This is a genomic window from Streptomyces sp. NPDC048416, assembly GCF_043200435.1.
Taxonomy (GTDB): Bacteria; Actinomycetota; Actinomycetes; order Streptomycetales; family Streptomycetaceae; genus Streptomyces.
In genome coordinates, this window is the sequence record NZ_JBICXU010000032.1 from 67,662 (window position 1) to 90,250 (window position 22,589).

Below are 22,589 nucleotides of genomic sequence, written 5' to 3' on the forward strand. Positions count from 1 at the left end.
GCCCGGCGAGGGGCGGGGGCCGGTGGCCGGGGCGGGGTCAGTTCTTCGAGCGGCTGAAGAACTCCAGCTCGGCGATCGCCACCTGCTTGTCCTTGGCCGCGCCGAAGGCCGAGCGCAGGATGAGGCGGACCGAGGCCGCGTTGCGTACACGGACGTCGATGCGCTGGACACCGCCATCGTTGATCACCTGGTGCGAGAGGTGCTGCTTGCCGCTGGAGTCGGTCACCACCAGGTCGAACTCCTGCGGGCGGGCCTGCTCCGACTGCTGGCCCTGGCGCTTGGAGGTGCCCGGCGTGATCAGCAGGGCCAGCAGGTCGGTCGGCTGGCCGAACGTGGCCTCCAGGTAGGTGCCCGGCGCGTCACCCGCGTAACCGGTGCCCCACCAGGTGTTGGAGTAGCTGTCACCGGCCAGGGCGGGGCCGTGCTGCGGGTCGGAGTGGGACGCCGCCCACGCCACCGGATGCGCGGCCACCCGCTTGGCGAAGTGGTCCTGTACGGCACGGGCCGCCGGAGGGCCGCCGAAGATGCCGCCCACCACCAGGCCCACGACGGCCGCCGCCACCAGGGCCCGCGCTATCCAGCGCTTCCTGTCCCGGTGCAGCGGCGGGCGCTGGCCTGCGTACGGGCCGGTCGCGGAGTCCTCGCGGCGCGGGGTGAGCGGGGTGGCGCAGCTCCGGCAGAAGTTGCGGTGCTGGTGGTTGGCGGTGGAGCAGGCCGGGCAGGGGGTGCCGTTCTCCGGGGCGGGCGCGGGCGTCGCCGGGCGGACCGTGGGGCGGGCCGCCTCCGGACGGCCCGGCAGCACGGTTCCGGGAGCGTCGGGCGCCTGCGCGGGCGAGGGCCGCTCCACGGGTACGAGCAGGGCCCTGGCCGCCTCCGACGCCGAGGTCGCGCGCGCCTCGGGCAGCGGGGTGGTCTCGCGTGCGTCGTCCGCCACGGCCGGGGTGGGGACGGTCACCGCTTCCGGGCGCGCGGGCGCGGCGTCGGGCTTGATGACGGGGGTGCCGGCGGGCGGCGTCGGTGCGTCGGGGGCGATGCTCCCGCGGGCGGGTTCACCGGCCGCCTTCTCGGCGGGCCCGGACGGGGAAGGGGACGCGGACGGGGCGGCGCCGGCCCCGGGCGGCGCCGGCCGGGCGGCGTCCGGCGCGGCCTGCGCCGCCGGGGCGCTCCAGCGCAGGAACGCACCGCAGGAGTCGCAGAAGGACTGGCCGGTGGCGCGCGCCGGGGTGCCGCAGTCGGGGCAGGGGACCATGGCCGGGGTGGACATGAAAGGTCAGTTCCCTTCGTGGGTGAGGGTTTTGCCGGATACCTCGGCCGTGAAAGGGAGGTGGGCGGGGCGGGCCGCCGCCACCACCGCCTGGAGGCGGTAGAGGTCGACGGTGGACGGGTCGGGGACCCTGAGGGTCACCTGGAGGTAGGACCGGGGCGTGCCGGGAAAGGGCCCGAGGGGGCGGCCCGACCAGGTGGCGCCGCCGCTCTCGGCGATCTCGGGGCGCACCCCGAAGGCCAGCTCGACGGCGCGGGCCAGACCCAGCGCGGTGCCCCGGACCCGGTGCAGCGAGACGGCCGTGGCCACGGCGTGCCGGCGGACCTCGATCGACTCGGTGCCGTCGAGTTCCGTACCGACCCAGCCGGTCAGCCAGTCCACGAAGTCCTCGGGGGCCAGCGCCGGATCGAAGTAGGCCTCAAGGCAGTCGAGCACATTGAACAGGGGGGCCAGGACCACGTCGAGGCCTTCGACGAAACGCTGGGCGAAGTCGTCCTCGGCGTACACGGCGGGCAGTTGACCGCCCAGCGGGTGCGAGGAGGCGAGATCGTCGATGCTGCCGCGCGCGCTCATCGGGCCTCGATGACGCGGACGCGGTGGTCGAAGGGGAACAGGAGCGCGGAGGGCGACAGCTCGATGCGGTCCGTCGCGTCGCCCCTGCGGCCGGTCAGGGGGTCCGCCGGGTGCAGCAGCACCTCGTCGACCAGCTCCACGCCCGGCACGCGCTGGAGCGCCGCGAAGATCTCGCCCGCACGCAGCGGACGCCCGAAGGGCCACCCCGTGCCGTGGGCGCCGCCGGTCAGCGGGTCCAGGTAGGAGTACAGGGCGTTCAGCGCGGCGTCGCGTACGTGGTCGGCCTTGGCCGCGCGGAAGGAGTGCAGGGTCGCGACGACCGTGACGCCCTGGTAGAACGGCGGGCCCACCGCGAGCCGGGTGCCCAGCGGCCGGCGCTCGTCGAGGAAGGAGGTGACGCGGCCCAACAGCTCGTCGCCGGGCACCAGTTGCTCGAAGCGCAGCCGGCCGCCCCGGTCGGGCACGGCCTGCGGGACGACAAGGACCCGCACCGCGTTGTCGCCCGATTCGACGTCGTCCGCCGCCAGACATGCGATGCGCGCGGTCTCGGGCGCGGCGCGGCGGGCCAGCTCCTCGTAGTCGCGGGCCGTCACGGCGCGCTCCTGGGCTCGCAGCGCGATGGGCGCCCGCGTCTTGGCCTCCTCGACGGTCTCGCCGTCGACCCCGCCGCGCGCCGCCTCCCGGTTCTCCACGTGGGAGATGTACGGGATGGAGCTGCGCAGGACCTGGATCGCGCCCCGGGCCACGTTGCCGGCGCGGCCGCCGCCGGTGCCGTAGCGGGAGGCGCGGATGGTGGCACCCTTGAGCGGCACGGCGCCGTACTGCCGCACCGATCCGTCGGGTTGGCGCACCGAGGGGCCGAAGGCGAGCTCGCCGGTCGCGGCGTCCAGGGTGAAGTGGCGGTCGAAGGGGGTGGAGGACGCGAAGTCGTCCACCGTCTCCCACTCCTCCCAGCCCTCGCCCGCCGACACCTCAAGGCGCACCCCGCCGACGACGGGCGCGTGCGCGAGCAGCAGCCGCTGGCCGGGGACGCCGTCGGACTCGCCCAGCGACTCGTCGCGCACCGACTCGGAGTGCGAGACCTGCGTGGTGCCGCCGATGGTGAACGCGGAGGCGCCGCGCACGGTCGGCGAGACGCTGTAGAAGGGCTGGTTGGGGGCGGCCTCCACGACCCGGCAGCGCAGCCAGCCCGCGTCGAGGCCGCCCATCCGGGAGACGGTGTGCGCGGCCGGCATGTGCAGGATGACCTCGCCGGGGCGGTTGAGGCCGCCGGTGGTGTCCTCGGCGATCTCGCACTCGCTCCAGCCGTCGGCCGTCCACGCCTCCCACACCAGCGGAGGCTGGCGCGGGTCGACGCCGACGCCGTCGACGCGGCTGTCCAGACGCAGCGCGGCCGTGCAGTGCGGCAGCGCCGCCGAAAGTCCGAAGAGCAGCACGTCGCCGGGGAGCGGGCTCGGATGGAACACGGAGACGTCCTTGCCGCCGAGCACGTCCTGCGAGCAGTCCTCGGGCGCGGACCCGGCGGGCTGGCGCAGCACGTGGCCGAGGGAGCAGGGCACGATCGTCAGGTTGTCCTCGGACGTGAAGACCACCGCCTCCTCGGTCTCGGTGCGGCCGGTGGCGACCTCGGTGCCCCGGGGCAGCACGACGGGTTCGGCCTGCGGCGCGGAGAGCCAGAACGTCACCGACGCGTGGGCCGCCGACGGCGGGAACAGGGTCACGCCGAGCAGGTCGAGGAAGGCGAGCTGGTTCTTCTCCGGGACCCGGTTGAGCCGGTACACGACCTGGTCGGCCATGTGCGCGACGGCTTCGATGAGGGTGACACCCGGGTCGGAGACGTTGTGGTCGCTCCACTCGGGACAGCGCTGCTGGATGTAGCGCTTGGCGTCGTCGACGAACTGCTGGAAGCGGCGGTCGTCGAGGTGGGGTGCGGGCAGGGCCATCAGTGTCGTTCGCTTTCGCCGGCCGTCGGGCCTGGCTCGTCGCCGCCCTCGGAGGGAATCACATAAAAGGGGAAGACGAGACTGCGCGGGTTGTTGGTGCCCCGCACCGAGTACCGCACGTCGATGTGCAGCACGGTCGGCTCGTCGGGCGCCGGGGTCACCGTGACGTCCTCGACCTCGATCCTGGGCTCCCAGCGGTCGAGCGAGGTGCGCACCTCGTAGCGGATGCGCCCGGCGGTCGCGTCGTTGACGGGCGCGAACACCATGTCGTGCACCGCGCAGCCGAACTCGGGGCGCATGGGCCGCTCGCCCGGCGCGGTGGCGAGCACCAGACGCATGGACTCCTCGATCTCGCGGTCGCGCCGGGCCAGCGCGATGCCGCCGCCCGGGTCGGTGCGCATCGGGAAGGCCCAGCCGGCCCCGACGAACTGTTCGCTCATCTCAACCTCCTAGACGATCGGCATGCCGTTGACGAGCGGGGTCGCCGAGGACAGCTCGAAGAGGCCCAGCGCGGTGATGGCCATGGTCGCCGAGTCCATGGTGATGTTGGCGGCCGCGTTGATGGTCGTCTCGGCGACGGAGTTCAGCGCCAGCAGGCCGCCCGCGCCGAGGGACGCCTCGCCGCCCGCCTTCATGTCGAGGGCGAGGCCCGCCTTCACGTTGATGGCCATGGCCGCCTCGATCTCGACGGCGCCGCCCGATTTCAGGCTCAGGTTGCCGCCGGCCTTCAGGGACAGGTCGCCGCCCGCCTCGATGTCGACGCTGCGGGTGCCCCTGATGTCGACGGAGCCGTCGCTGTTGATGGTGAGGGAGGTCTTGGCCTCGTTCATCTGGATGTGCAGCCGGCCCTTACCGGTGCGCAGCCGGATACCACTGGACAGCCGCGCCGCGCCGCCCTCTTCGAGCAGTTCCACGGTGTGACCGCTGCGGCCGGTCAGGGAACGCCAGTTGATCTGCCCGCTCGTCGGGTCGACGGCCGGGTAGTTGTCGGGCTCGCGGGTGTGCTTGTCGATGCCGTTGTAGAGCCCGGCGATGACGTACGGATGCTCAAGGGAGCCGCGGTCGAAGGCGCACAGCACCTCGTCGTTGACCTCGGGCAGCAGCAGCCCGCCGCCGTCCCGGCCGCCGAACTGCGCGACCCGGCACCAGTCGCTCTCGTACGTCGCGGACAGCCACGGGAACGACAGCCTGACCCGGCCCATGTGCAGCGGGTCCTTGGTGTTGGTGACCAGCGCCACCGCCACGCCCGGCATCGGCGGCGCCTGGTCGGTGCCACCCGCGGCGAGCCCGTACAGCGAACGGAACTGGCGGCCCGAGACGGTCAGCCACGTCGTGTACAGGTCGCCGGATGCGAAGACATGGCGCACACCGGTCGCGGTGTACTTGCCCTCGAAGGGGAAGCCCGCGCCCTTCACGGCGACGGGGGTGCCCGGCGTGAGCTTGGGGTTGCCGGTGACGGCGACCTCCAGCTCGGCGAAGGCGCCCGCCACGTCGTCGGCCAGGGCCTGCGAGGCGTGCGTGACCTGCGAGAGCGTGGTGTACGGGACCTGCGTGGCGGTGAGCTCGGAGGCGCCGAAGGGCAGCGTCACCTGGCCCGGGGTCATGTCGGCGTCGATGTCCTTGCTCTTGACCGCGGGCAGCGGCGCCTGGAGCTTCTGCCGGGTGCGCATGTCCCAGCCGCGCACATTGACCTTCCTGACCTGCCCGGCCGCCGTCATCGTGGCCCGGCTGTGCAGGTTGTTCGCCCCGAAGTCCAGGACGTACGGGCTCTGCGCGGCCGGGGTGGTGTCGGACGGGGCGCCGGACGCGGGGTCGAGCCCGGCGAAGTTGAGCTTGCCCTCGTTGTCGAAGGACAGCCGCACGTCGTTCTCGGCGGCCAGGCGCGAGATGAAGTCCCAGTCGGTGATGTTGGGCTGGGTCGCCAGGTCGTACACCGTGGACGTCGACTCGATCTTGCCGATCTTGAGGCCGTTCTGGCCGGCGATCTGGCGCACGATGTCGGAGGCCGTCATGTTCGGGTAGCCCTCGACGCGGCGGTTGCGCAGGAGGCGGTGGCCCGGGTCGTAGCCGCGTACCAGCAGATGGCGGCCCGAACCGGGTTCCGAGTCCATCTCAAGGGCGGTGATCTCGCCGGTCATCATCGGCTCGCCGCGCCTGCCGTCGGTGAACGGACTGATGACCACTTTCGCCCCGATCTTCAACATCGGGAACGTGGTGGTGACCTTGCTGTCCTTGTCGCTGAAGGTCAGCTGGAAGGCGGCCGGCACGTTGACCGAGGAGTCCACCCAGCCCTCGACCATGCGCAGGGCCAGCGGGTCGGGGAGCACGGTGCCGTTGATCTGGACGTGCAGGACGGTGGTGAAGGTCTTCTCGGTCACGCGGTGCCCTCCGAGGCAGCAGGCAGAAGCAGCTCGGTGCCGGGGCGCAGCCGCATCGGGTCGTCGATCTCGTTCGCCTCGGCGATGACGCGCCACTGCGTGGCGTCGCCGTACTCGCGCCAGGCGAGCGACGGCAGGGTGTCCCCGGCGACCGTACGGTGCACCCGGCGCGCCGAGAGGGCACCCGATGTGGGGTTCTGACGCTTGGTCTCGCTGGCGACCTCGGTCAGCGCCAGCGTACAAGTGGCGCGCAGCGGCGTGCCGTTCGGGCTGAACAGGGTGTAGTTGGCGTTGACGCTGGTGACGTACGCGACGAACTGGACCGTCGAGAACGAACCCCAGCTGAACTCCACCCACGGCGGCGAAGGCGCCTTCGAGCTGATGCTCTGCGAGGTCACCTCGCAGCAGGAGAGCAGCAGCTCGACCTGGCTCTGCACGGTGTTGGAGCTGGGCGTGCCCGAGGCGTCGAGGAAGACCTCAAGCTGGAGCGAGGCGGGCATCGCGCCGGTGAACTTCGGCGGCGCGCCGCGCGTGTAGGAGATGGCGGGCGTGGTGATCCAGTTGGCGGACCGGCCCAGCTGCACCTGCGACGGGTTGAACTGGAACTTGACCTCGCCGATCTTTCCGCCCATCGAGCCGCCCAGGTCGGTGGGCGGCTGGTGGATGGCGAGGGTGGCGCGGGACAGGCCCTTGGCGGCCTTGCCGCCGACAGGAGCGGCCATGCTCACGCACCTCCCGCGTCGGTGAAGCCGTGGTGGGCGATCTCCAGGGTCTCGGTGGCCACGCTCGGGCTCGCCGGGTCCAGGCTCGGGCCCGTCCAGCGCACCGGAAGGACCTCCACCAGGCCCCACTGCGCGACGATCGAACCGTCGGCGCGCAGCGCGGCGATCTGGGCGGTGGGCCGGGTGATGCCGGTGGCGAGGGACGAGATCCACTTCGCGACCTTCGAGGTGTCGGCGGTGAGCGGCCGGGTCAGCCGGATCGTGGAGAACGTGACCCGGGTGGGCAGCTGCCACACGAACCCGTTGTTGCCGCCCTCCTGGCGCTGTTCCACCTCGACCTCGGACGCGAGACCGTCGCAGCCGTTGAACAGGCCGAGGTTCTGGCCGTCGATGGTCAGCTTGAAGAAGACGGTGGAGCCGGGGTCAAGGGTGGAGGGCATGGGGTGGTCTTCCGTCGGTGGGAGTGGTCAGGGGCAGGTCGTGGAGGTCAGCGGTCGCGCAGGCGGCCGATCCGTTCGCGGTCGCCGCGCAGTTCGGCGCGCAGGAGCCGCGAGAGCGGCGCGACGAGCCGCCGCGCCAACGCGTCGATGTCGGCGCCCTGGTGGGCTTCGCCGGCCGGCTCGGCCGGGGTGGCCTGCGCGGTCGGGGCGCTCTGCTGTGCGGGCGCCGGATCGGCTTGGCGCTGTACGGGGACCGAGGTGGGCGGCATCGGAGCGGGCGCGGGCGCCGGGGCGGGCGCGGGGCTGCTCCGGCGCACGGGGACGACGGGCGGCGGGGGCGGCGTCGCGGCCCGCTGCACGGAACGCTGCACCATCCCGCCCGGTGTGGCGGGCCCGCGCAGCGGCACGACGGGACGGCTGTCGTCGGCGGCGGGCGCCGCCTGCTTGAGCGGTACGAGCGCGGGCGCGGCGGTGGCGCCCACGGGGCTCGGGACGCTCTGGTGCCGGGTGGTGAGCGGCCGCGCGGAGGCCAGCGGAGGACCGGCGACGGCCGTGCGCTGCAAGGGGGCGGGCCCGGGCAGCCGCACCTTGCGCAGCGGGGTGGCCGGGGCGGCGGGCGGCTCGGGGGCGACCGCGCGCTGAACGGGGGGCGCCACCGGGGCGGGCGCGGGCGCGGCAGCGACGACCGGTGCCGGTGCCGGTGCGGGTGGGGGCGTCGGGCCCGGGGTGATGGGCGCGCCGATCAGCGGCCTGCGCCGGGGCGCGTCCGGAGCGGCACTCTGCACCCGACTGACCCGCCGCACCATCGGCTTGCGCTGCACGGGAGGTGCGGGCGCGGGAGCCGGGGCCGGGGTCGGGGCCGGGGTCGGGGCCGGGGCCTCCAGAGGGGCGGCGGGGGCGGGCGCCGCGACCGGGGCGGGCCGCACCACGCCGACGGGGTCGAGCTGGTGGGAGGGCCGCACCGGACGGGGTGCGGACGTGAGGGAACGCTCCGTGGCCGCACGCTGAACGGGCATCGGGCGCTGGGGAGTTGACGGCGTGGCGCGCACCGGCGCGGTGGCGTCGGCCGCCGCACGCTGTACGGAAGGACCCGGCTGCGCGGAGTCGCCCACGGGCAGCGCGGCACCCCGCTCACCGACCGTCCCGCGCACGGGCATGGGCATGGGCATGGCGGGGCTTGCCTCACCGGCCGGGCCGCGTACGGGCATGGCGGAGGCGGCCTCACCGGCCGGGCCGCGTACGGGCATGGCGGAGCCGGTCTCGGGACCCGGCACCGCGGACGCCGCCGCACCGGGGTGGCTCGGCGGGGTCGCCGCGGCGCGCTGCACGGAGGGAGCGGGCCCGGGTGCGCCCCCCGGAGTCTCCGCCGAGCCGGGGCCCGTCGGGCGGGACGGCGGCACAGCGGCACCCCGCGCCGAGCCGGGCACCCCCTGGGCGGCGCTGCCCGACGGGCCGTGCGAAGGCCCGCGCGGCGGGGCAACAGCGCGCTGCACCACGGGAGTTGCGGGAGCAGGACCCGGAGCGGCGGGCGCGGCCGGACCACGGCTCGCCTCCTGCGCCCCGCGCGGCGCGGCAGAGGGCGTGGTGCCCGGCGCCTGGCCGGGCGGAGGTGTGGCGGCGCGCTGGACGGAGGGTCCGGCCGGGGCCGTACGAGGCGTGTCGGCCGCGCCCGACGGGGGCGCGCCCGGGGCGTTCGCCGGGCCGGACGCGGGCGCCGTACGCGGGGTGGCGCCCGGGCCGGGCGGCGTGGCGGCGTGCCGCACGGCGGGGTCGCCGGTCGCGGAGGCCCGCTGGATGGGGGCGCCGATGGGGTTCGTCCGCACGGGCTCGCCGCTCCGGCCGCGTACGGGCGGGGCCGGGGTGGCCGGTGCGGCGCCCGGGCCGGAAGTGGCGCTCCCCGGACTCTGCGAAGGGGCGGCGGACCGCTGCACCGGGGGCACGTCGGACCCGGCGGGGCCCGGCGGCGTACCGGGGTTGCTCACCGGGTCGAGCGGCCGCCCAATGGCCCGCTCCACGGAGGTGGTCGAGGCGGAGGGGGCCGGGGCGTTGGGCGTGGATGCCGGTGCCGGTGTCGGTGCCGGTGTCGTGGCGGGGCGGGCGGCGGGCCCGGCGGAGGGCGCGGCCGACCGCTGCACGGCAGGGGCGGCGCCCGGTGCCGGCGCGGAACCGGAAGCGCTCGCGGCGGCGGCACGCGCGCCGGGGCCGCTGGGGGCGGCGTTGTTCGGGGCGGTGCCGCTCGCACCGGGGCTGCTCGAACTGGGGCTGCTCGCGCCGGGGTTGTCCGCGCCGGGGCCGCTCGGCGTCCGGCCGGGCGTCGCCGGGTGCGCCGCGTTCGGGGTTCCCTGCGCGGCGCGCGGGGGTGTCGCCGCACGCTGCACGGCGGGGGACGTGCCGGGGGTGCTGCCGGGGGTGGTGCTCGCCGACGGGGGCGTGGCAGGCGTACGGGGCGGTTCGGCCGGGCCGGGCCGGGCCGCCGCGGCGCGCCGCACGGGCGGCGTCGCGGGGGCCGGGCCGTCCGCGGCCGGGGTGGCCGCGGTGCGCTGCACGGCCGGGGGTGTGCCGGGGCCCGCGGAGTTCCGCGTGCTGCCCGGGGCGGCCGGGGGCACGGCGGCGCGCTGGACGGCGGGGGTCGTGCCGGGCGCGGCCGGGGTGCCGGGTGCCGGTGCCGTGCCGGGGCTGTTCGTGGCGCCGGAGACGGGCGAGGCCGGGGTCCCGCCGGGCCCTGCCGGGGCGTTCGGAGGCGCCGCCGACCGCTGAACGGCGGGCGGGGTGCCGGGTGCGGCAGGGGAGTTGGCCGTGCCGCGCCGCGCGGTGGCGGACCGCTGCACAGCGGGGGGCGTGCCGGGGTCGGCCCCTGTGGCGCCCGGGCCGGTCGGAGCGGCGGCCGAGCGCTGGGCGGCGGGCGGCGTGCCGGGCGCGGCCGGGGTGGTGGCGCTGCCGCGCTGCGGTGCGGCCGGGGTGGCCGGAGCGGTGGCCGACCGTTGTGCGGCGGGGGACGCGCCAGGCCCGGCCGGGGTGTTCGATGGGCCCTGCTGAGGCGCGGCGGGCCGCTGCACGGCCGGAGCCGCGGCCGGGGTGGCCGTACCGACAGCGGGATCGCCCGACGGGCCAACGGCACGCTGTACGGCGGGAGTTGACGGCGTGGGCGCCGTAGCGGCAGCGGGGCCGTTCGCAGGCCCAACGGCACGCTGTACGGCGGGAGTTGAGGGGGCCGCGGCAGCCGGGGTCGCCGCGCTCGGGGGCGTGCCGGGTCCGCTCGTACGAGGGGAGGCGGGTGCGACGGACCGCTGCACCGTGCCCGGCGCGGAAGCCGCCCGCGCGGAGCCGAAGCCCGGGCCGGAGTCCGCACCTGACCCCACACCTGACTCCGCACCTGCCCCCACACCGGAGTCCGCACCGGAGTCCGCGTCGGCCGGTGTCCCGGCCGCCCGGCCCGCCACCGGAAGCCGCAGCAGCGGCAGCGGCATCGAGGAGGGGCGGCCCGCGACCGGGGTCAGGGCGTTGTGCAGGACGCCGTGCGGCGCCGTCGGGGAGACCGCATGGGTCAGGGGACGGACGACCGACAGGTCCTGGTGGGCGGCCAGGGTCGAGCCGAAGCCCGCCTCGGCGGTGAGGCGGGGGGCGGCCAGGGCACGCTGGATCGCGGGCGCGGCCGCCCAGCCGCCGTCACCCTGGACGGGCGACGCCGACGGCGAGGTGGCCGGAGCCGGCGCCGACGACGCGGCGTCCGGAGCCAAAACCCCTGCGGCCTCGGCCGGCCGGCTACGCCGGCGCTTGAACAGGGCCATCCCCCGTCACCGCTCCCCTTCGCCTTGTTCCACCAGTGCCGCCACCCGCCGTACGTACGCCCGCCGGTCCGCATGCTCCAGATCGAGGATGGAGTCCATGTCCCAGTGGAAGTGGTAGGCCAGGTACGCGGTCTCCTCCTCGATCCGGTCGGCCGCGTACGTCACGATTCCCCCAGGCGGCTCCCGGCCAGCTCGACCTCGAAGGACTGCTCGCAGTGCGGGCAGGCGACAGCCGCGCGGGTGTGGCCCTCCGCGTTGATCTGCCGGTAGAAGTCCTGGAGGAAGGCCAGGTCGGAGGCGAACATGTTCTCCACCGTGCCGTCGTGGACATCACCGAGCGTACCGAGCCGGGTGATGACCCGGCCGAGCAGCACCACCGACAGGTACGCCGGGTTCTCACGGACCCGTACGTCCCGCAGCGGCAGCAGCTCGTCGCGGGCCGTGGCGAGACGCATCGCGCCGCGCCGGTGCACGGTGCCCGCCTCGTCGACGTACCCGCGCGGCAGCTCGAACTCGAACTCGGTGCGCAGGGTCTCCCGCACACCCGTCGCCATACCCGTACCCGTACCCGAGACGGACGGAGCCTCGGCTCCGGCGACCGCGCCGCCGGGCACTCCAGGACCTTCGCGGCGCATTACTCGATGACCAGCTCTTCGAAGGTGATGGAGACCTGCTCGGTCATGGCGGCGGCGTCGCCGGCCTTGACGGCGCTGATCTCGACCTTGTTGCACCAGGCGTTGCGCAGGTGGTAGCGCTTCACCGGGTTGTCCTGGTAGTCCATCATGATGATCGAGGCGTTCTTGCGGGCCGAGCCCATGTTCCCGTCGATGGATTCCTTGATCCACTCGGAGAACGTGGCGGACTGCGTGGCGCCCCGGGTCACGGTGCACTCGCCGGCCTTCTTGACGCCGGGCAGCTTCTTGATGATCGGCTTGCCGTCGGCCGAGACCTGCTGGTACTCGATGACGTCCTGCTCCATCGAGAGGCTGCTGACCTCCTGAAGGTACTCGACCATGATGCCGTCGATCTGGAGGCCGAAGTTGTGTGTGGTGAGCGCATCACCGGGCTGAAGCGACATGCTGGGTTACTCCTGTTCGTGCGAAATCGGCTGGGGGTGAAGCGAGTTGGCGGGGTTCTACTCCTCCAGCTCGCCGCCGCCGCCCGAGAACTGGGCGAGCCGGAACACGACGAACTCGGCGGGCTTCACGGGCGCGATGCCGATCTCGCAGACCACGCGGCCGAGGTCGACCGACTCCGGCGGGTTGGTCTCCTCGTCGCACTTCACGTAGAAGGCGTCCTCGGCGCGCTGGCCGAACAGGGCGCCGCTGCGCCACTCGTTGACCAGGAACGCGGAGATGTTGCGGCGGATACGGGCCCACAGCGCCTGGTCGTTCGGCTCGAACACCACCCACTGGGTGCCGATCAGGATCGACTCTTCGAGGTAGTTGAAGTAGCGGCGCACGTTCAGGTAGCGCCAGGCCGGGTCGGAGGCGAGGGTACGGGCGCCCCAGACGCGGATGCCGCGGCCGGGGAAGGCGCGGATGCAGTTGACGCCGACCGGGTTCAGGAGGTCCTGCTCACCGCGGGTGATCTGGAGTTCCAGGTCGACGGCGCCGCGCACGATCTCGTTGGCGGGGGCCTTGTGGACACCGCGCTCGGAGTCGTTGCGGGCCCAGATGCCGGCCATGTGACCGGACGGCGGCACGAGCTTGGTCTGGCCCGACGAGGGGTCGAACGACTTGATCCAGGGGTAGTACAGGGCGGCGTACCGGGAGTCGTAACCGGCGCCCTCCATCCGCCACTTGCGGATGTCGCGGGCGTTGAGCCCGGGCGGCGGGTCGAGGACGGCCATGCGGTCGCCCATCAGCTCGCAGTGCGCGACCAGGCCGAGCTGGACGGCCTTGACCTGCTCCAGGTCGATCAGACCCTGCTGGTAGGCGGCCATCAGGTCCGGCACCGCGACCATGTTGATCTCGTCGAAGGCCTCAAGGCCACCGAAACCGGTGCGGTCGGCGGAGTCGCCGATGAACTGACCCGACTCGATGCGCGCGACCGTGCCGCCGGCGGGCGCCGGGGCGGGAGCGGCGACCGGCGGGGCCAGGGTGACGGCCTGCGCGTCCGGCTTGGCCAGCTGGCCACCGGCCACGGCCTCCTCGACGGAGATCGTCTTGGAGCGCTGCTTGACCTGCGTGACGACGAAGTTGCGCGCCGACTTCTTCGCGCTGACGTCGAAGTTCTCGACGACGGTCTCGCCGTCCTTGACGACGAGCTTGAAGCGGTCGCCGGCCGCCTCGCCCTCGGCGTCCTGCACCTCGACGGTGAGCGCGCCGCCCGCGGTGCCGGCGGCGATCGCGGACACCTTGAACGTGCCGAGCGCCACGGCCTCACCCGCGGTGATCGCCTGCGGCGCGGCGACGGCCGCGGCCTGCGGTGCGGCCTGCCCGGTGCCGTCCTCGGAGCCGCCCACCCGCACGACGTAGGCGGCGGTGCCACCGTTGTTGAAGAAACCGTAGACGGAGTGCGCCAGGTAGTACCCGTCCGTGAACTCCCCGAACTCGGCGACGTACTGCGACCAGTTCGTCACCAGCGTCGGCTCGTTGAGCGGTCCGAAGGGCGCGAGCCCGACGAAGGCGGCCACCGAGGTCCCGACCCCCTCGATGGGACGGGATCCGCTGGAGACTTCCTCGACGTAGACGCCGGGGGACAGGTAGTTGGGCACGGGAAGCTGCTCCTTGTTGCTGGGTTACCTGGATTACGGAGGTGTCGGCTGACGCCCGAAGGCGGTGAGGCTGTGCTGAGCGCGGGGCGGACGACTCATCCCGAATCCGAGCTGCACACGGTTGTCCCGCCCCCGAAACGCTGCTACCGGCCCATTACCGGTACAGCCTCGCGCGGCGCGGGCCGCGCGGGGAGGGGAGAAGGTGCGTGGGCGAGGGCAGCACGAGTTGCCCTTCCGGTCATCGGCACGGGTTCTTCCGGCCGGATGGGGTAGGGAAAAGGGTTCCGCTCCGAGGGATCCGGGCTCGCACGGCGACACCGGGCGGTTGTCAGGTGCCGCCCTCGCCGTCGGCCGGCCCGCAGGGCCCCGGCGGAGCGGGCCGGCCGGTGCTCAGGCGGTTCGCCTCGCGGACCTTCTCCAACAGCTCCTCCCTTCGCCTTGCGTCCTCGGCTGCCTGCTCTTCCGCACTGGTGCCACCCATGGCGCGCACCCCCTAGGCGCGTATGCCGGCTCCTCGCGCCGTCCCGTTCGGTGATCGCGCGGTAGCCGTCCGTACTTCCAGCAGCGTGCTCCCCGTACGGGGGGCCTGGCCAGGGGGTGGCACCCATCGAGGGGGTCGTGGCATGAACTCGCCGGTGGTGCGGCGCGGCTGTTTTCGCCGGTGCCGCGACGGTGCCGCGACGGTGGCGCGGTCCCCTCGGCGGCCGCCTCGGCGGCCGCCTCGGCGGCCGCCTCGGCGGCCGCCTCGGCGGCCGCCTCGGCGGCCGCCTCGCGATTCTTGGTCCACCGCGGACGGAACGCAGGAGGCGCGGGGCCCGTCTTGGGGGCAGGGAGGGTGCCCTTTTGACCGGTTACCCAAGGGATACAGGGACAGTTCAGGCCAAGTCCTTGTGCGATACATGTGCTGATGCGGGTCATTGGGCGGTCCTGGCGTAGCGTTTCGGTGACCGGACGAACAGGATCCGGGGGCCGAAAGGGCAAACGTCGGGGGACGAATCGGCCGGACGAGGGAGAGGGCGACGGCGTGGCGGAATCCGGCGGAACGAGCGAGGGCGGCATACCCGGCGGCATGTCCGGCGGGCTGCGGTTCCGCATGCTCGGACCCGTCGAGGGCGACCTCGACGGCCGGCCCCTGCCACTCGGGCCACCCCAACAGCGCGCCCTGCTCGCCGTTCTGCTGCTGCGCGAGGGCCGCCCGGTCTCCATGCCGGAACTCCTCGACGCGATCTGGGGGGAGCGGCTGCCTCCGCGCGGCGTGGGCACCCTGCGCACCTACGTCTCCCGGCTGCGCACCCTGCTCGAACCGGGCCGCCCCGCGCGCACCCCGGCCAGGCTCCTGGTGTCGGCCGACGACGGGTACGCGCTGCGGGTGCCGGCCACGGCGCTCGACACGGCTGTCTTCGAGGCGGGGCTCGCCGAGGCGGCCCGGCTGCGCGGAGCGGGCGCCACCGACGCCGCGCACCGGGAACTGACGCAGGCTCTGGCCCTGTGGTGCGGCAGCCCGTTGGCCGGCCTGCCGGGACCGCACGCGGAGCGCGAACGCGACCGGCTCACCGAGCTGTGGCTCTCCGCCCGCGAGGACCACTTCCACGGCGCCCTCGCCCTCGACCGGCACGCGGCGACGATCGCCTCACTGCGGGCGTTCGCCGCCGAACACCCGCTGCGCGAACGCACCCAGGCCCTGCTGATGCTGGCGCTGCACCGGGCCGGGCGTCAGGCGGACGCGTTCGCGGTGTACGAGGCGACCCGCCGCACCCTCGACACCGAACTGGGCGTGACGCCCGGCCCCGAACTGACCGCCCTGCACACCCGCCTCCTGACCCGCCCGACACGACAGCGCCCACCGGAGCCCGCGCCGGAACCGACGTCCCGTGATGCCGAAGCCCGCCGGGGTGCCGGGGCGGCTGGGGAGGCCCGGGCGGCTCGGCAGGCCGGGGCGGCCTCGGAACCCCGCACGGCTCGGGGACGCGGCCCGGCACGTGAGCCTGAGCCCGCCCCGGCGCGCCAACTCCGCTCGGCACGGGCATCCCGTACGTCGGGACCGGCCCACCTGGCTGCGCCTTCCTACGCGGCGGAAGCGGTCCATCCGGCGGGACCGTCGGGTTCGGTCCATCCGGCGGGGCCGTCGGGTTCGGTCCATCCGGCGGGACCGTCGGGTTTGGCCCGCCGGGCGGAGGCGTCGGGTGCGGCGCACTCGGGGGAAGCGTCGGGGACGGCGTACTCGGCGGGATCCGATGCGAGGGGACCGGCCAACCCGTCCGACCCCGCGGGGCCGACCGGCCCGGCCTCGTTGGAGACCCAACAACCCATACCCGCCTGGGAGTTCCGTCGGGACCGGTCATTGCCCGGGAGTCAGGGCCGCCTCCGCCCGGCGCAGGACGCCCGCCCGGGGCAGGACGCCCGCCCGGGGCAGGACGCCCGCCCGGGGCAGGACGCCCGCCCGGGGCAGGACGCCCGCCCGGGGCAGGGCGTCCGCCCGGCGCCGAGCCGCCGCCAGGCTCAGGAGTCCCCGGCGCCCGGTCTCGCGCGCCCGGCCATGGCAGCGTCCCCGGCGCCCGATGCCACCGCGCCCGACGCGTTTGTCGGCCCGGCCGCACCTGCCGCGCCCGGTGCGGTCTCCGACCCGGCCGCACCTGCCGCACTCGCCGCGGTCCCCGACCTTGCCGCGCCCACCGCGGTCCCCGACCCGGCCGCACCCGGCGCGTTCGCCGGCCCCGCCGTGCCCGCCGCGACGCCCACCGCTCCCGCCGCCGCGGCCGGCCACCCCGTCGACCCCGCCCCCTCTGCCGCCCCCGCGCCGGCCCCCGCGCCGGCCCCCGCCTCCGCCCCGGAGCGGCGGGTCGTGGCCGCCCGCCCCTGCCAACTGCCGCCCGCAATAGCCGATTTCACCGGACGCGTGGGATTCCTCGGTGAGGTGTCGGACCTCCTTCAGGAAGCGTCCGACGGGCGTTTTCTGGGGGTGGCCGTGCTCACCGGGCTCGGCGGTGTCGGCAAGAGCGCGCTCGCCGTGCGGGCCGGGCACCGCATGCGCCGGGCCTTCCCCGACGGGCAGTTGTACGTCGATCTGCGCGGCGCCGACGCCGAGCCCGCCGACAGCGCGGACGTCCTGACCCAGCTGCTCCACTCCCTCGGGGTCGCCGAAGGAGCCGTGCCCGACGACGCCGGCCAGCGCGGCGCGCTGTACCGCTCGCTGCTCTCCGGGCGCCGCGTGCTCGTCCTGCTCGACAACGCACACGACGCCGCGCAGCTCAGGCCGCTGCTGCCCGGCACCCCCGGCAGCGCCGTCCTCGTCACCAGCCGCAGCCGCATCGTCGGCCTGCCCGGCGCCCGGCTCATCGACGTGGAGGCGATGAGCGAGCAGGACGCGCTCACCATGCTCGAAACGATCGTCGGCCCCGAGCGGGTGCGCGCCGAACCCGAGGCGGCCCGCCACCTCGTGGCCTCCTGCGGCAGGCTGCCGCTCGCCGTGCGCATCGCGGCGGCCCGGCTCACCGCACGCTCGGACTGGGCGGTGGCCGAACTGGCCGCCCGGCTCCGCGACGAGCGCCACCGCCTGGATGAGCTGGAGGCCGACGGGCTCGGCGTCGACGCCGCGTTCCGGCTCAGCTACGAAGGGCTCGCCGAGCCCGCCGCGCGGGCCTTTCGTCTGACGTCCGCCACGTCCGTGCCGGTCTTCGGGCGCGCCGTCGCGGCCGCACTCCTGGACGTCGACGCGTACAGCGCGCAGGACGCACTCGAAGCGCTCGTGGACGCCGGCCTCCTGGAGGCCTGCGGCGTGGACCGCTACCGCTTCCACGACCTGGTGCGCATCTTCGCCCGGCGCGTCCTGGACGCCTCGCCCGACGCGGTGGAGCGTCCCGTCGCCCAGCGCAGGCTGCTCGACCACGTCCTGGCCACCGTCCGCCACGCCGTGCGCCGCGTGCGCCCGCTCAGCCGGGTGACCGATCTGCTGCACGACCCGGCGGTGCCCGGATACCGCCCGGCCGACGCCGAGGCCGCGCGCACCTGGCTCCAGGAGTCGCACCAGCTGATCAGGGACACCGCCGAGCAGGCCCTCGGCAAGGGACCCTGGGAAGGCCTCGGCGAGGACGCGCTGCGCCCCGCCGTCGACCTCCTCACCGGCTGGGCCCACCTGGTGCTCGGCACCGCGAGGCGCCGCGAACTGCACGGCCCGGCCCGCCTCGCCCTGTCCGTGGCGCACCGCCACGGCGACTCGCGCTCGGCGGGCCGGGCGCTGCGCCTGATCGCCGCCGTGCCGCAGCAGAACAGCGACACCTTCCGCCGCACCGAGCACACCCTGCGCCAGGCGTTGCAGTGCGCGGAGTCCGCCGGCGACGCGCTGACCGGCTCGGAGGCGGCACACGAACTCGCCATGATCCTGGCCGCGATGGGACGCCCCGCCGACGCGCTTCCCCTGTTCGAGCAGGCGTACGCCCGCTTCGTGGAGCTGGGCAGCAAGGGCGAGGCGGTGCGCGTCCTGGCCCATGGCGTACGCGCCCACATGCTGCTCGGAGACAAGGAGCGCGCCGAATCGGCCGCCGACGAAGTGCTGCGCTCCGCGCGGGAGTTGGGGGACCGGGGTACGCTCGGACATGTGCTGTACCAGATCGGCTGCGCGTTGCTCGCGGGCGGCCGTCCGGTGCGCGCGGCGGCGCACCTGCGGGAATCGCGCCAGCACCACCAGTGGGTCGGCGATCTGCGCTGGGAAGCGATGGCGTGGGCCCGGCTCGCGCACTGCGCGCTGGCGAGGGACCGGCCCGGCGAGGCGGCGGCGTGTGCGACACAGGCCCTGTCCATCGAGGGCGACCTCGGGGATCCTTTCTGCCGGGGCCTCGCGCTCGCGGCCCGCGGCCGGGCGCTGCTCGCGCTGGGCGAGACACCGGCGCTCTCCGCGCTGGCCTCGCTGCGCACCGCGCACCGGCTGCTCAGCGCACGCGGCGCGGCGGAGGCCGACGAGCTGACGGCGCTGCTGTGGACCGCGCCCACGGCGCCCCGGCCGGGAGCCCCGAAGGGCAGCCCGGTCGGCGGGGCCGCGAGTGCAGCCAGGGCTGCCCTCTGACAGAGACTTTCGGGCAGGAGGCCGTCCGGCGCGCCCCCTAGCCTTCCCCCATGACCATGTGGACGTCTCTGGACCCGGCCGCCGTCGCCGTCGATCCCGGTGGGCGGGCCACCGCGCGGCTTCGGGTGCGCAACACCGGGGACACCGTCGAGGAGTACCGCCTCTCGGTGGTCGGCGCCCCCTCGGGCTGGGCCCGGGTGGAACCCGACACCCTGCGCCTGTACCCCGGCAGCGAAGGCACCGCGGAGATCTCCTTCGCGCCGCCGCGCTCACCCGACGCGCCGGCGGGCCCGGCCTCGTACGGCGTCCGCGTGGAGCCCCGCGAGCACCCCGGCGTACGGGACGTGCTCGACGGGCAGGTCACGGTCGCGCCGTTCACCGAGGTACGCGCCGAACTGCTGCCGCCGAGCCTGGTGGGCCGGTTCCGCGCGCGGGCATCGGTCGCCGTCGACAACCTCGGCAACACCGCGCTCACGGCGTCCCTTGTGCTGCGCGACGAGACCAACCGGCTCACCTACGAGATGGCGCCGAACTCGGTCCAGATCGCGCCCGGCCGGGCCGCGTTCGCCAAGCTGTCCGTCCGGCCGCAGCACGTCCGCTGGACCGGCAGCACCGAACAGCACCGCCTGACCGTGGCGGTGCGCCGCTCCGGCGACGACAAGGCACTCGAACTCACCGGCACCTTCGAGCAGCGCCCGGTGCTGCCGCGCTGGCTGCTCGTCGCGGGCAGCGCGGCCGTGGCCGCGTCGGTGGCGTGTGTGGTGCTGTGGATGGGCTTCCAGCCGAAGGTGAACACCGCGGCGGGCGAGATGCAGGCGAGTTCCAGCGCACAGCCGGTGCCGCAGGGCGCCGAGTCCCCGCTGGCCCCCGCGCCCTCGTCGGCCCCGCCCGCCGCGCTCGACGCCGCGGCGCCGCCACCCGCCGACAGCTCGGGCGGCGCGGGTGGCGCGGCCGCCGCGGGCGACGGCGGCGGCGCCGCGCAGGTCGGCAGTGGGCCGCCGCCCGCCGCGGCGGCCCCGAAGAAGGCACCCAAGGCGGCCCCGAACGCTCCGGTCGGCCCGGTCTGGGACGTCGGGTACAAACCGGACGACATCGTCACGTTCGCGCAATACCTCCTGGGCACGCTCACCAACGAGTGCGTGCTGAAGCCCGGCTGGACCGCCGCGGTCATCGACAAGCCCACCCAGACCTCGCTCGCCTGCTACCAGCGGCACGTCATGGCGGACAAGAAGAGCAGCCGCCAGCTGACGCTGACCGACAAGAAGTACGGCACCCTGGGCCGGGCCACCCTCACCTCGATGTGGGCGCAGGGCATCAGGCCCGAGGACGTGAAGCTCGGCGCGAACAACTACCAGGTCACGAAGTTGACGGCGTCCCTGTGGTGGGCCAATCAGGCCGGGATCTCGGACGTCGACCTCGACCGTGACCGCTCGTACGCACTGAAGGGCATCGACTACTTCAAGGCCCCCCAGAAGGGCGGCTTCCCGTTGAAGTCGGACGCCGACCTGGCGAAGGGCATCAAGGAATACCAGGCAGCCGTCGGTCTCCCGCAGAGCGGTGTCGCCGACGCGAAGACGCTCAACTGGCTGGTCGGCGGCGCGGTCAAGGGCACCGGGAACCCGGGCCGCTAGCGAGCCGCCGGCGAGTCCTGGGCTCATCACCGGCGAGTCCTCGGCGACTCCTCGGCGACTCCTCGGCGAGTCACCGGCTCATCACCGGCGACTCCTCGGCAGGCCGTCTGCAAGCCCGTTAGCGCGGACGTTAGTGGACGTTAGGCCCTGCTGATCGGAGCCTGAGAGGCTGCTCGCATCCCCAGACTCCCGGGCGGTTGTTCCCCCGCAACCGCCCGGGTCAAGGCCCCCGGACGGGCCCTCGGCGCGGGGCGCCCGACGAGGGAGGATGGCCGCTCGGGCAGCCAGTCCTGCCCCCGGAACTGCCCCTTCCGTCCCTGTACTTCACCCTGCGGCGCACTTGACTCGTGGGGTGAGTATGTGGACTGCCCTGGAGCCCCCCGCCACCACCGTCGCCCCCGGTGACAGCGCCGTCGTACGACTGCGGGTGCGTAATACCGGGGACACCGTCGAGGAGTACCGGCTCTCTCCGGTCGGTGATCCCGCCGGCTGGGCGAGCGTCGAGCCGGCGGTGCTGCGGCTCTACCCCGGGGCGGAGGGAACCGCCGACATCACGTTCGCGCCTCCGCGCACCCCGGACGCCGTGGCGGGTCCCGCTCCGTTCGGCGTGCGCGTCGAGCCGCGCGAACACCCCGGGAACGCCGACGTCGTCGAGGGCCGCCTCACCATCGGCCCGTACAGCGAACTCCGTGCGGAGCTGGTGCCGCGCACCATCCGGGGCAGGCGGCGCGCCCGGGGCCGGGTGGCCGTCGACAACCTCGGCAACCAGCCCCTGACCGCTTCCTTCTCCACCCGGGACAACGGCGACGCCGTCACCGTCGAGGCCCACCCCACGGCGGTCCAGGTCGACCCGGGCCGTGCCGGGTTCGCCGAGGTCCAGGTCACCTCGGCGAACATCAGCTGGTTCGGCGGGGTGCGCCAGCATCCCTTCACCGTCTCGGTACTCAGGTCGGGCGAGCCCGCGCCGCAGGAGCTGCGCGGCAGTTTCGTGCAGCCGTCGGTGTTCCCCGCCTGGTTCCTCGCGGTCGGTTCGATCCTCGTGGCGCTGGCCGTGGCGTTCGTGGTGTTCTGGTTCCAGCACGACATGGGCGTCAAGAGCCAGGCCTCCGAGCAGGCGGCCGCGAAGGAGGAGCCGCTGCCGCAGGGCTCCAAGAGCCCGCTGCCCTCCGCCCCGCCGTCCCCCTCGACCCAGCCCAATCCGCCGCCCTCCGCCGCCCCGCCATCGGCGCCCCCGGCCGAGAAGCCGAAAAAGAAGGATCCCGACGCCGGGAAGCCGGCGGGTGGCGGCGGGCCGAAGAAGCCCCAGTACGACCCGGCGAAGCTGGTCCGCATCCAGTCCGGGCTCGGTCTGTACCTGTCGACGGCCACGGACCAGAAGCCGGAGGGGCGCTACGTCTACAGCGCGCGGGAGATCCGCAACAACCCCACGTGGGACCAGTACTGGTACGTCCATCCGCTGCCGCAGGACGAGTTCGCCTTCACCTCCTCCACCGAGAAGTGGGCTGTCGCCGACAACACGCGGGAGGGCAACCAGGTGCAGATGTGGGGGGCGTCGGGTGGGGATGCGAGTCTGACGACTGGTCAGATGACCAGCAACCAGAAGTGGGCGATCCGTCCGATCGACGGGGCGGACGGATTTGTGAATCTCGTCAGCAAGGACGGGGACTGGTGTCTGTCCGACCTCTCGCCCAACGATCCCAAGAACCTTCAGGTCGCTGAGGTTCGCCCCTGCGGGGCGTTGCCGGCCGATCAGCAACGCTGGCGCATAGTCCAGTAACCCGGGGGTTTGCCCACCCGCCCGCCCGTGCGGCTACTTGAGTGTGCGACCCCCTGGGGCTCCGCCCCCAGCCCCCGGGGGTCCGCCCACCCACCCGCCCGTGCGGCTACTTGAGTGTGCAGCCCCCTGGGGCTCCGCCCCAGACCCCGGGGGTCCGCCCACCCACCCACCCACCCGTGCGGCTACTTGAGGGTGCAGCTCCCTGGGGCTGCGCCCCAGACCCCATGCGGGGGCTCCGCCCCCTGCACCCCCGTTCGCGCCTGAACGGCGCTCGTCCTCAATCGCCGGACAGGCT

The 22,589-nt window shown here is 74.6% G+C and carries 17 protein-coding genes; 4 read left to right on the forward strand and 13 right to left on the reverse strand.

Going from position 1 to position 22,589, the window contains the following annotated elements:
- Positions 1-37 precede the first annotated feature (37 nt).
- From ACGFW5_RS29650 to ACGFW5_RS29685, 8 genes are read right to left on the reverse strand one after another with little or no spacing between them, the layout of a single operon-like run.
- Complete coding sequence (locus ACGFW5_RS29650; RefSeq protein WP_393837385.1) at positions 38-1,264, reverse strand: NADase-type glycan-binding domain-containing protein; 1,227 nt, start codon at positions 1,262-1,264, stop codon at positions 38-40.
- A gap of 6 nt (positions 1,265-1,270) precedes the next feature.
- A complete protein-coding gene (locus tag ACGFW5_RS29655; protein ID WP_393837386.1) occupies positions 1,271-1,837 on the reverse strand; it encodes a phage tail protein in 567 nt (188 codons plus the stop codon).
- Complete coding sequence (locus ACGFW5_RS29660) at positions 1,834-3,780, reverse strand: putative baseplate assembly protein (protein ID WP_393837387.1); 1,947 nt, start codon at positions 3,778-3,780, stop codon at positions 1,834-1,836. The genes ACGFW5_RS29655 and ACGFW5_RS29660 overlap by 4 nt, the downstream gene beginning before the upstream one ends.
- Complete coding sequence (locus ACGFW5_RS29665; protein ID WP_393837388.1) at positions 3,780-4,220, reverse strand: GPW/gp25 family protein; 441 nt, start codon at positions 4,218-4,220, stop codon at positions 3,780-3,782. Before ACGFW5_RS29665 ends, ACGFW5_RS29660 begins: the two co-directional genes overlap by 1 nt.
- A 9-nt stretch (positions 4,221-4,229) precedes the next feature.
- Entirely contained in the window at positions 4,230-6,158 is a 1,929-nt protein-coding gene (locus ACGFW5_RS29670; RefSeq protein WP_393837389.1) for a VgrG-related protein, read from the reverse strand.
- Positions 6,155-6,880, reverse strand: a complete 726-nt coding sequence (locus ACGFW5_RS29675; RefSeq protein ID WP_393837390.1) for a LysM peptidoglycan-binding domain-containing protein — start codon at positions 6,878-6,880, stop codon at positions 6,155-6,157. Before ACGFW5_RS29675 ends, ACGFW5_RS29670 begins: the two co-directional genes overlap by 4 nt.
- A gap of 2 nt (positions 6,881-6,882) precedes the next feature.
- Positions 6,883-7,320 carry a phage tail protein gene (locus ACGFW5_RS29680; protein WP_393837391.1) on the reverse strand — a complete coding sequence of 146 codons (438 nt, stop codon included), beginning with the start codon at positions 7,318-7,320 and terminating at the stop codon, positions 6,883-6,885.
- 47 nt (positions 7,321-7,367) lie between these two features.
- Positions 7,368-8,477: a hypothetical protein gene (locus ACGFW5_RS29685; protein ID WP_393837392.1), complete on the reverse strand. Its 1,110-nt coding sequence runs from the start codon at positions 8,475-8,477 to the stop codon at positions 7,368-7,370.
- Between ACGFW5_RS29685 and ACGFW5_RS29690 the strand changes: the two genes are divergently transcribed.
- Positions 8,476-10,077, forward strand: a complete 1,602-nt coding sequence (locus ACGFW5_RS29690; protein WP_393837393.1) for a hypothetical protein — start codon at positions 8,476-8,478, stop codon at positions 10,075-10,077. The genes ACGFW5_RS29685 and ACGFW5_RS29690 overlap by 2 nt on opposite strands.
- Positions 10,078-11,114: 1,037 nt before the next feature.
- Here the strand turns inward: ACGFW5_RS29690 and ACGFW5_RS29695 are convergent.
- From ACGFW5_RS29695 to ACGFW5_RS29715, 5 genes are all read right to left on the reverse strand, one after another.
- Positions 11,115-11,273 carry a DUF6760 family protein gene (locus ACGFW5_RS29695; RefSeq protein ID WP_162952566.1) on the reverse strand — a complete coding sequence of 53 codons (159 nt, stop codon included), beginning with the start codon at positions 11,271-11,273 and terminating at the stop codon, positions 11,115-11,117.
- The gene (locus ACGFW5_RS29700) at positions 11,270-11,743 is read right to left on the reverse strand and encodes a hypothetical protein (RefSeq protein ID WP_393837394.1); all 474 of its coding nucleotides are present in this window, start codon (positions 11,741-11,743) and stop codon (positions 11,270-11,272) included. The genes ACGFW5_RS29695 and ACGFW5_RS29700 overlap by 4 nt, the downstream gene beginning before the upstream one ends.
- Positions 11,743-12,186: a phage tail protein gene (locus ACGFW5_RS29705; protein ID WP_359833986.1), complete on the reverse strand. Its 444-nt coding sequence runs from the start codon at positions 12,184-12,186 to the stop codon at positions 11,743-11,745. Before ACGFW5_RS29705 ends, ACGFW5_RS29700 begins: the two co-directional genes overlap by 1 nt.
- 57 nt (positions 12,187-12,243) lie before the next feature.
- Positions 12,244-13,827 carry a phage tail sheath family protein gene (locus ACGFW5_RS29710; RefSeq protein WP_393837395.1) on the reverse strand — a complete coding sequence of 528 codons (1,584 nt, stop codon included), beginning with the start codon at positions 13,825-13,827 and terminating at the stop codon, positions 12,244-12,246.
- Between the two features lie 328 nt (positions 13,828-14,155).
- Positions 14,156-14,308 carry a hypothetical protein gene (locus tag ACGFW5_RS29715; RefSeq protein ID WP_393837396.1) on the reverse strand — a complete coding sequence of 51 codons (153 nt, stop codon included), beginning with the start codon at positions 14,306-14,308 and terminating at the stop codon, positions 14,156-14,158.
- Positions 14,309-14,851: 543 nt separating this feature from the next.
- Between ACGFW5_RS29715 and ACGFW5_RS29720 the strand changes: the two genes are divergently transcribed.
- From ACGFW5_RS29720 to ACGFW5_RS29730, 3 genes are all read left to right on the forward strand, one after another.
- Positions 14,852-18,886: a BTAD domain-containing putative transcriptional regulator gene (locus ACGFW5_RS29720; protein WP_393837397.1), complete on the forward strand. Its 4,035-nt coding sequence runs from the start codon at positions 14,852-14,854 to the stop codon at positions 18,884-18,886.
- Between the two features lie 50 nt (positions 18,887-18,936).
- A complete protein-coding gene (locus ACGFW5_RS29725; protein WP_393837398.1) occupies positions 18,937-20,517 on the forward strand; it encodes a peptidoglycan-binding protein in 1,581 nt (526 codons plus the stop codon).
- 352 nt (positions 20,518-20,869) lie between these two features.
- On the forward strand, positions 20,870-22,294 hold the full coding sequence (locus tag ACGFW5_RS29730; RefSeq protein ID WP_393837399.1) for a hydrolase: 1,425 nt from the start codon (positions 20,870-20,872) through the stop codon (positions 22,292-22,294).
- The last annotated feature ends 295 nt before the right edge of the window (positions 22,295-22,589 follow it).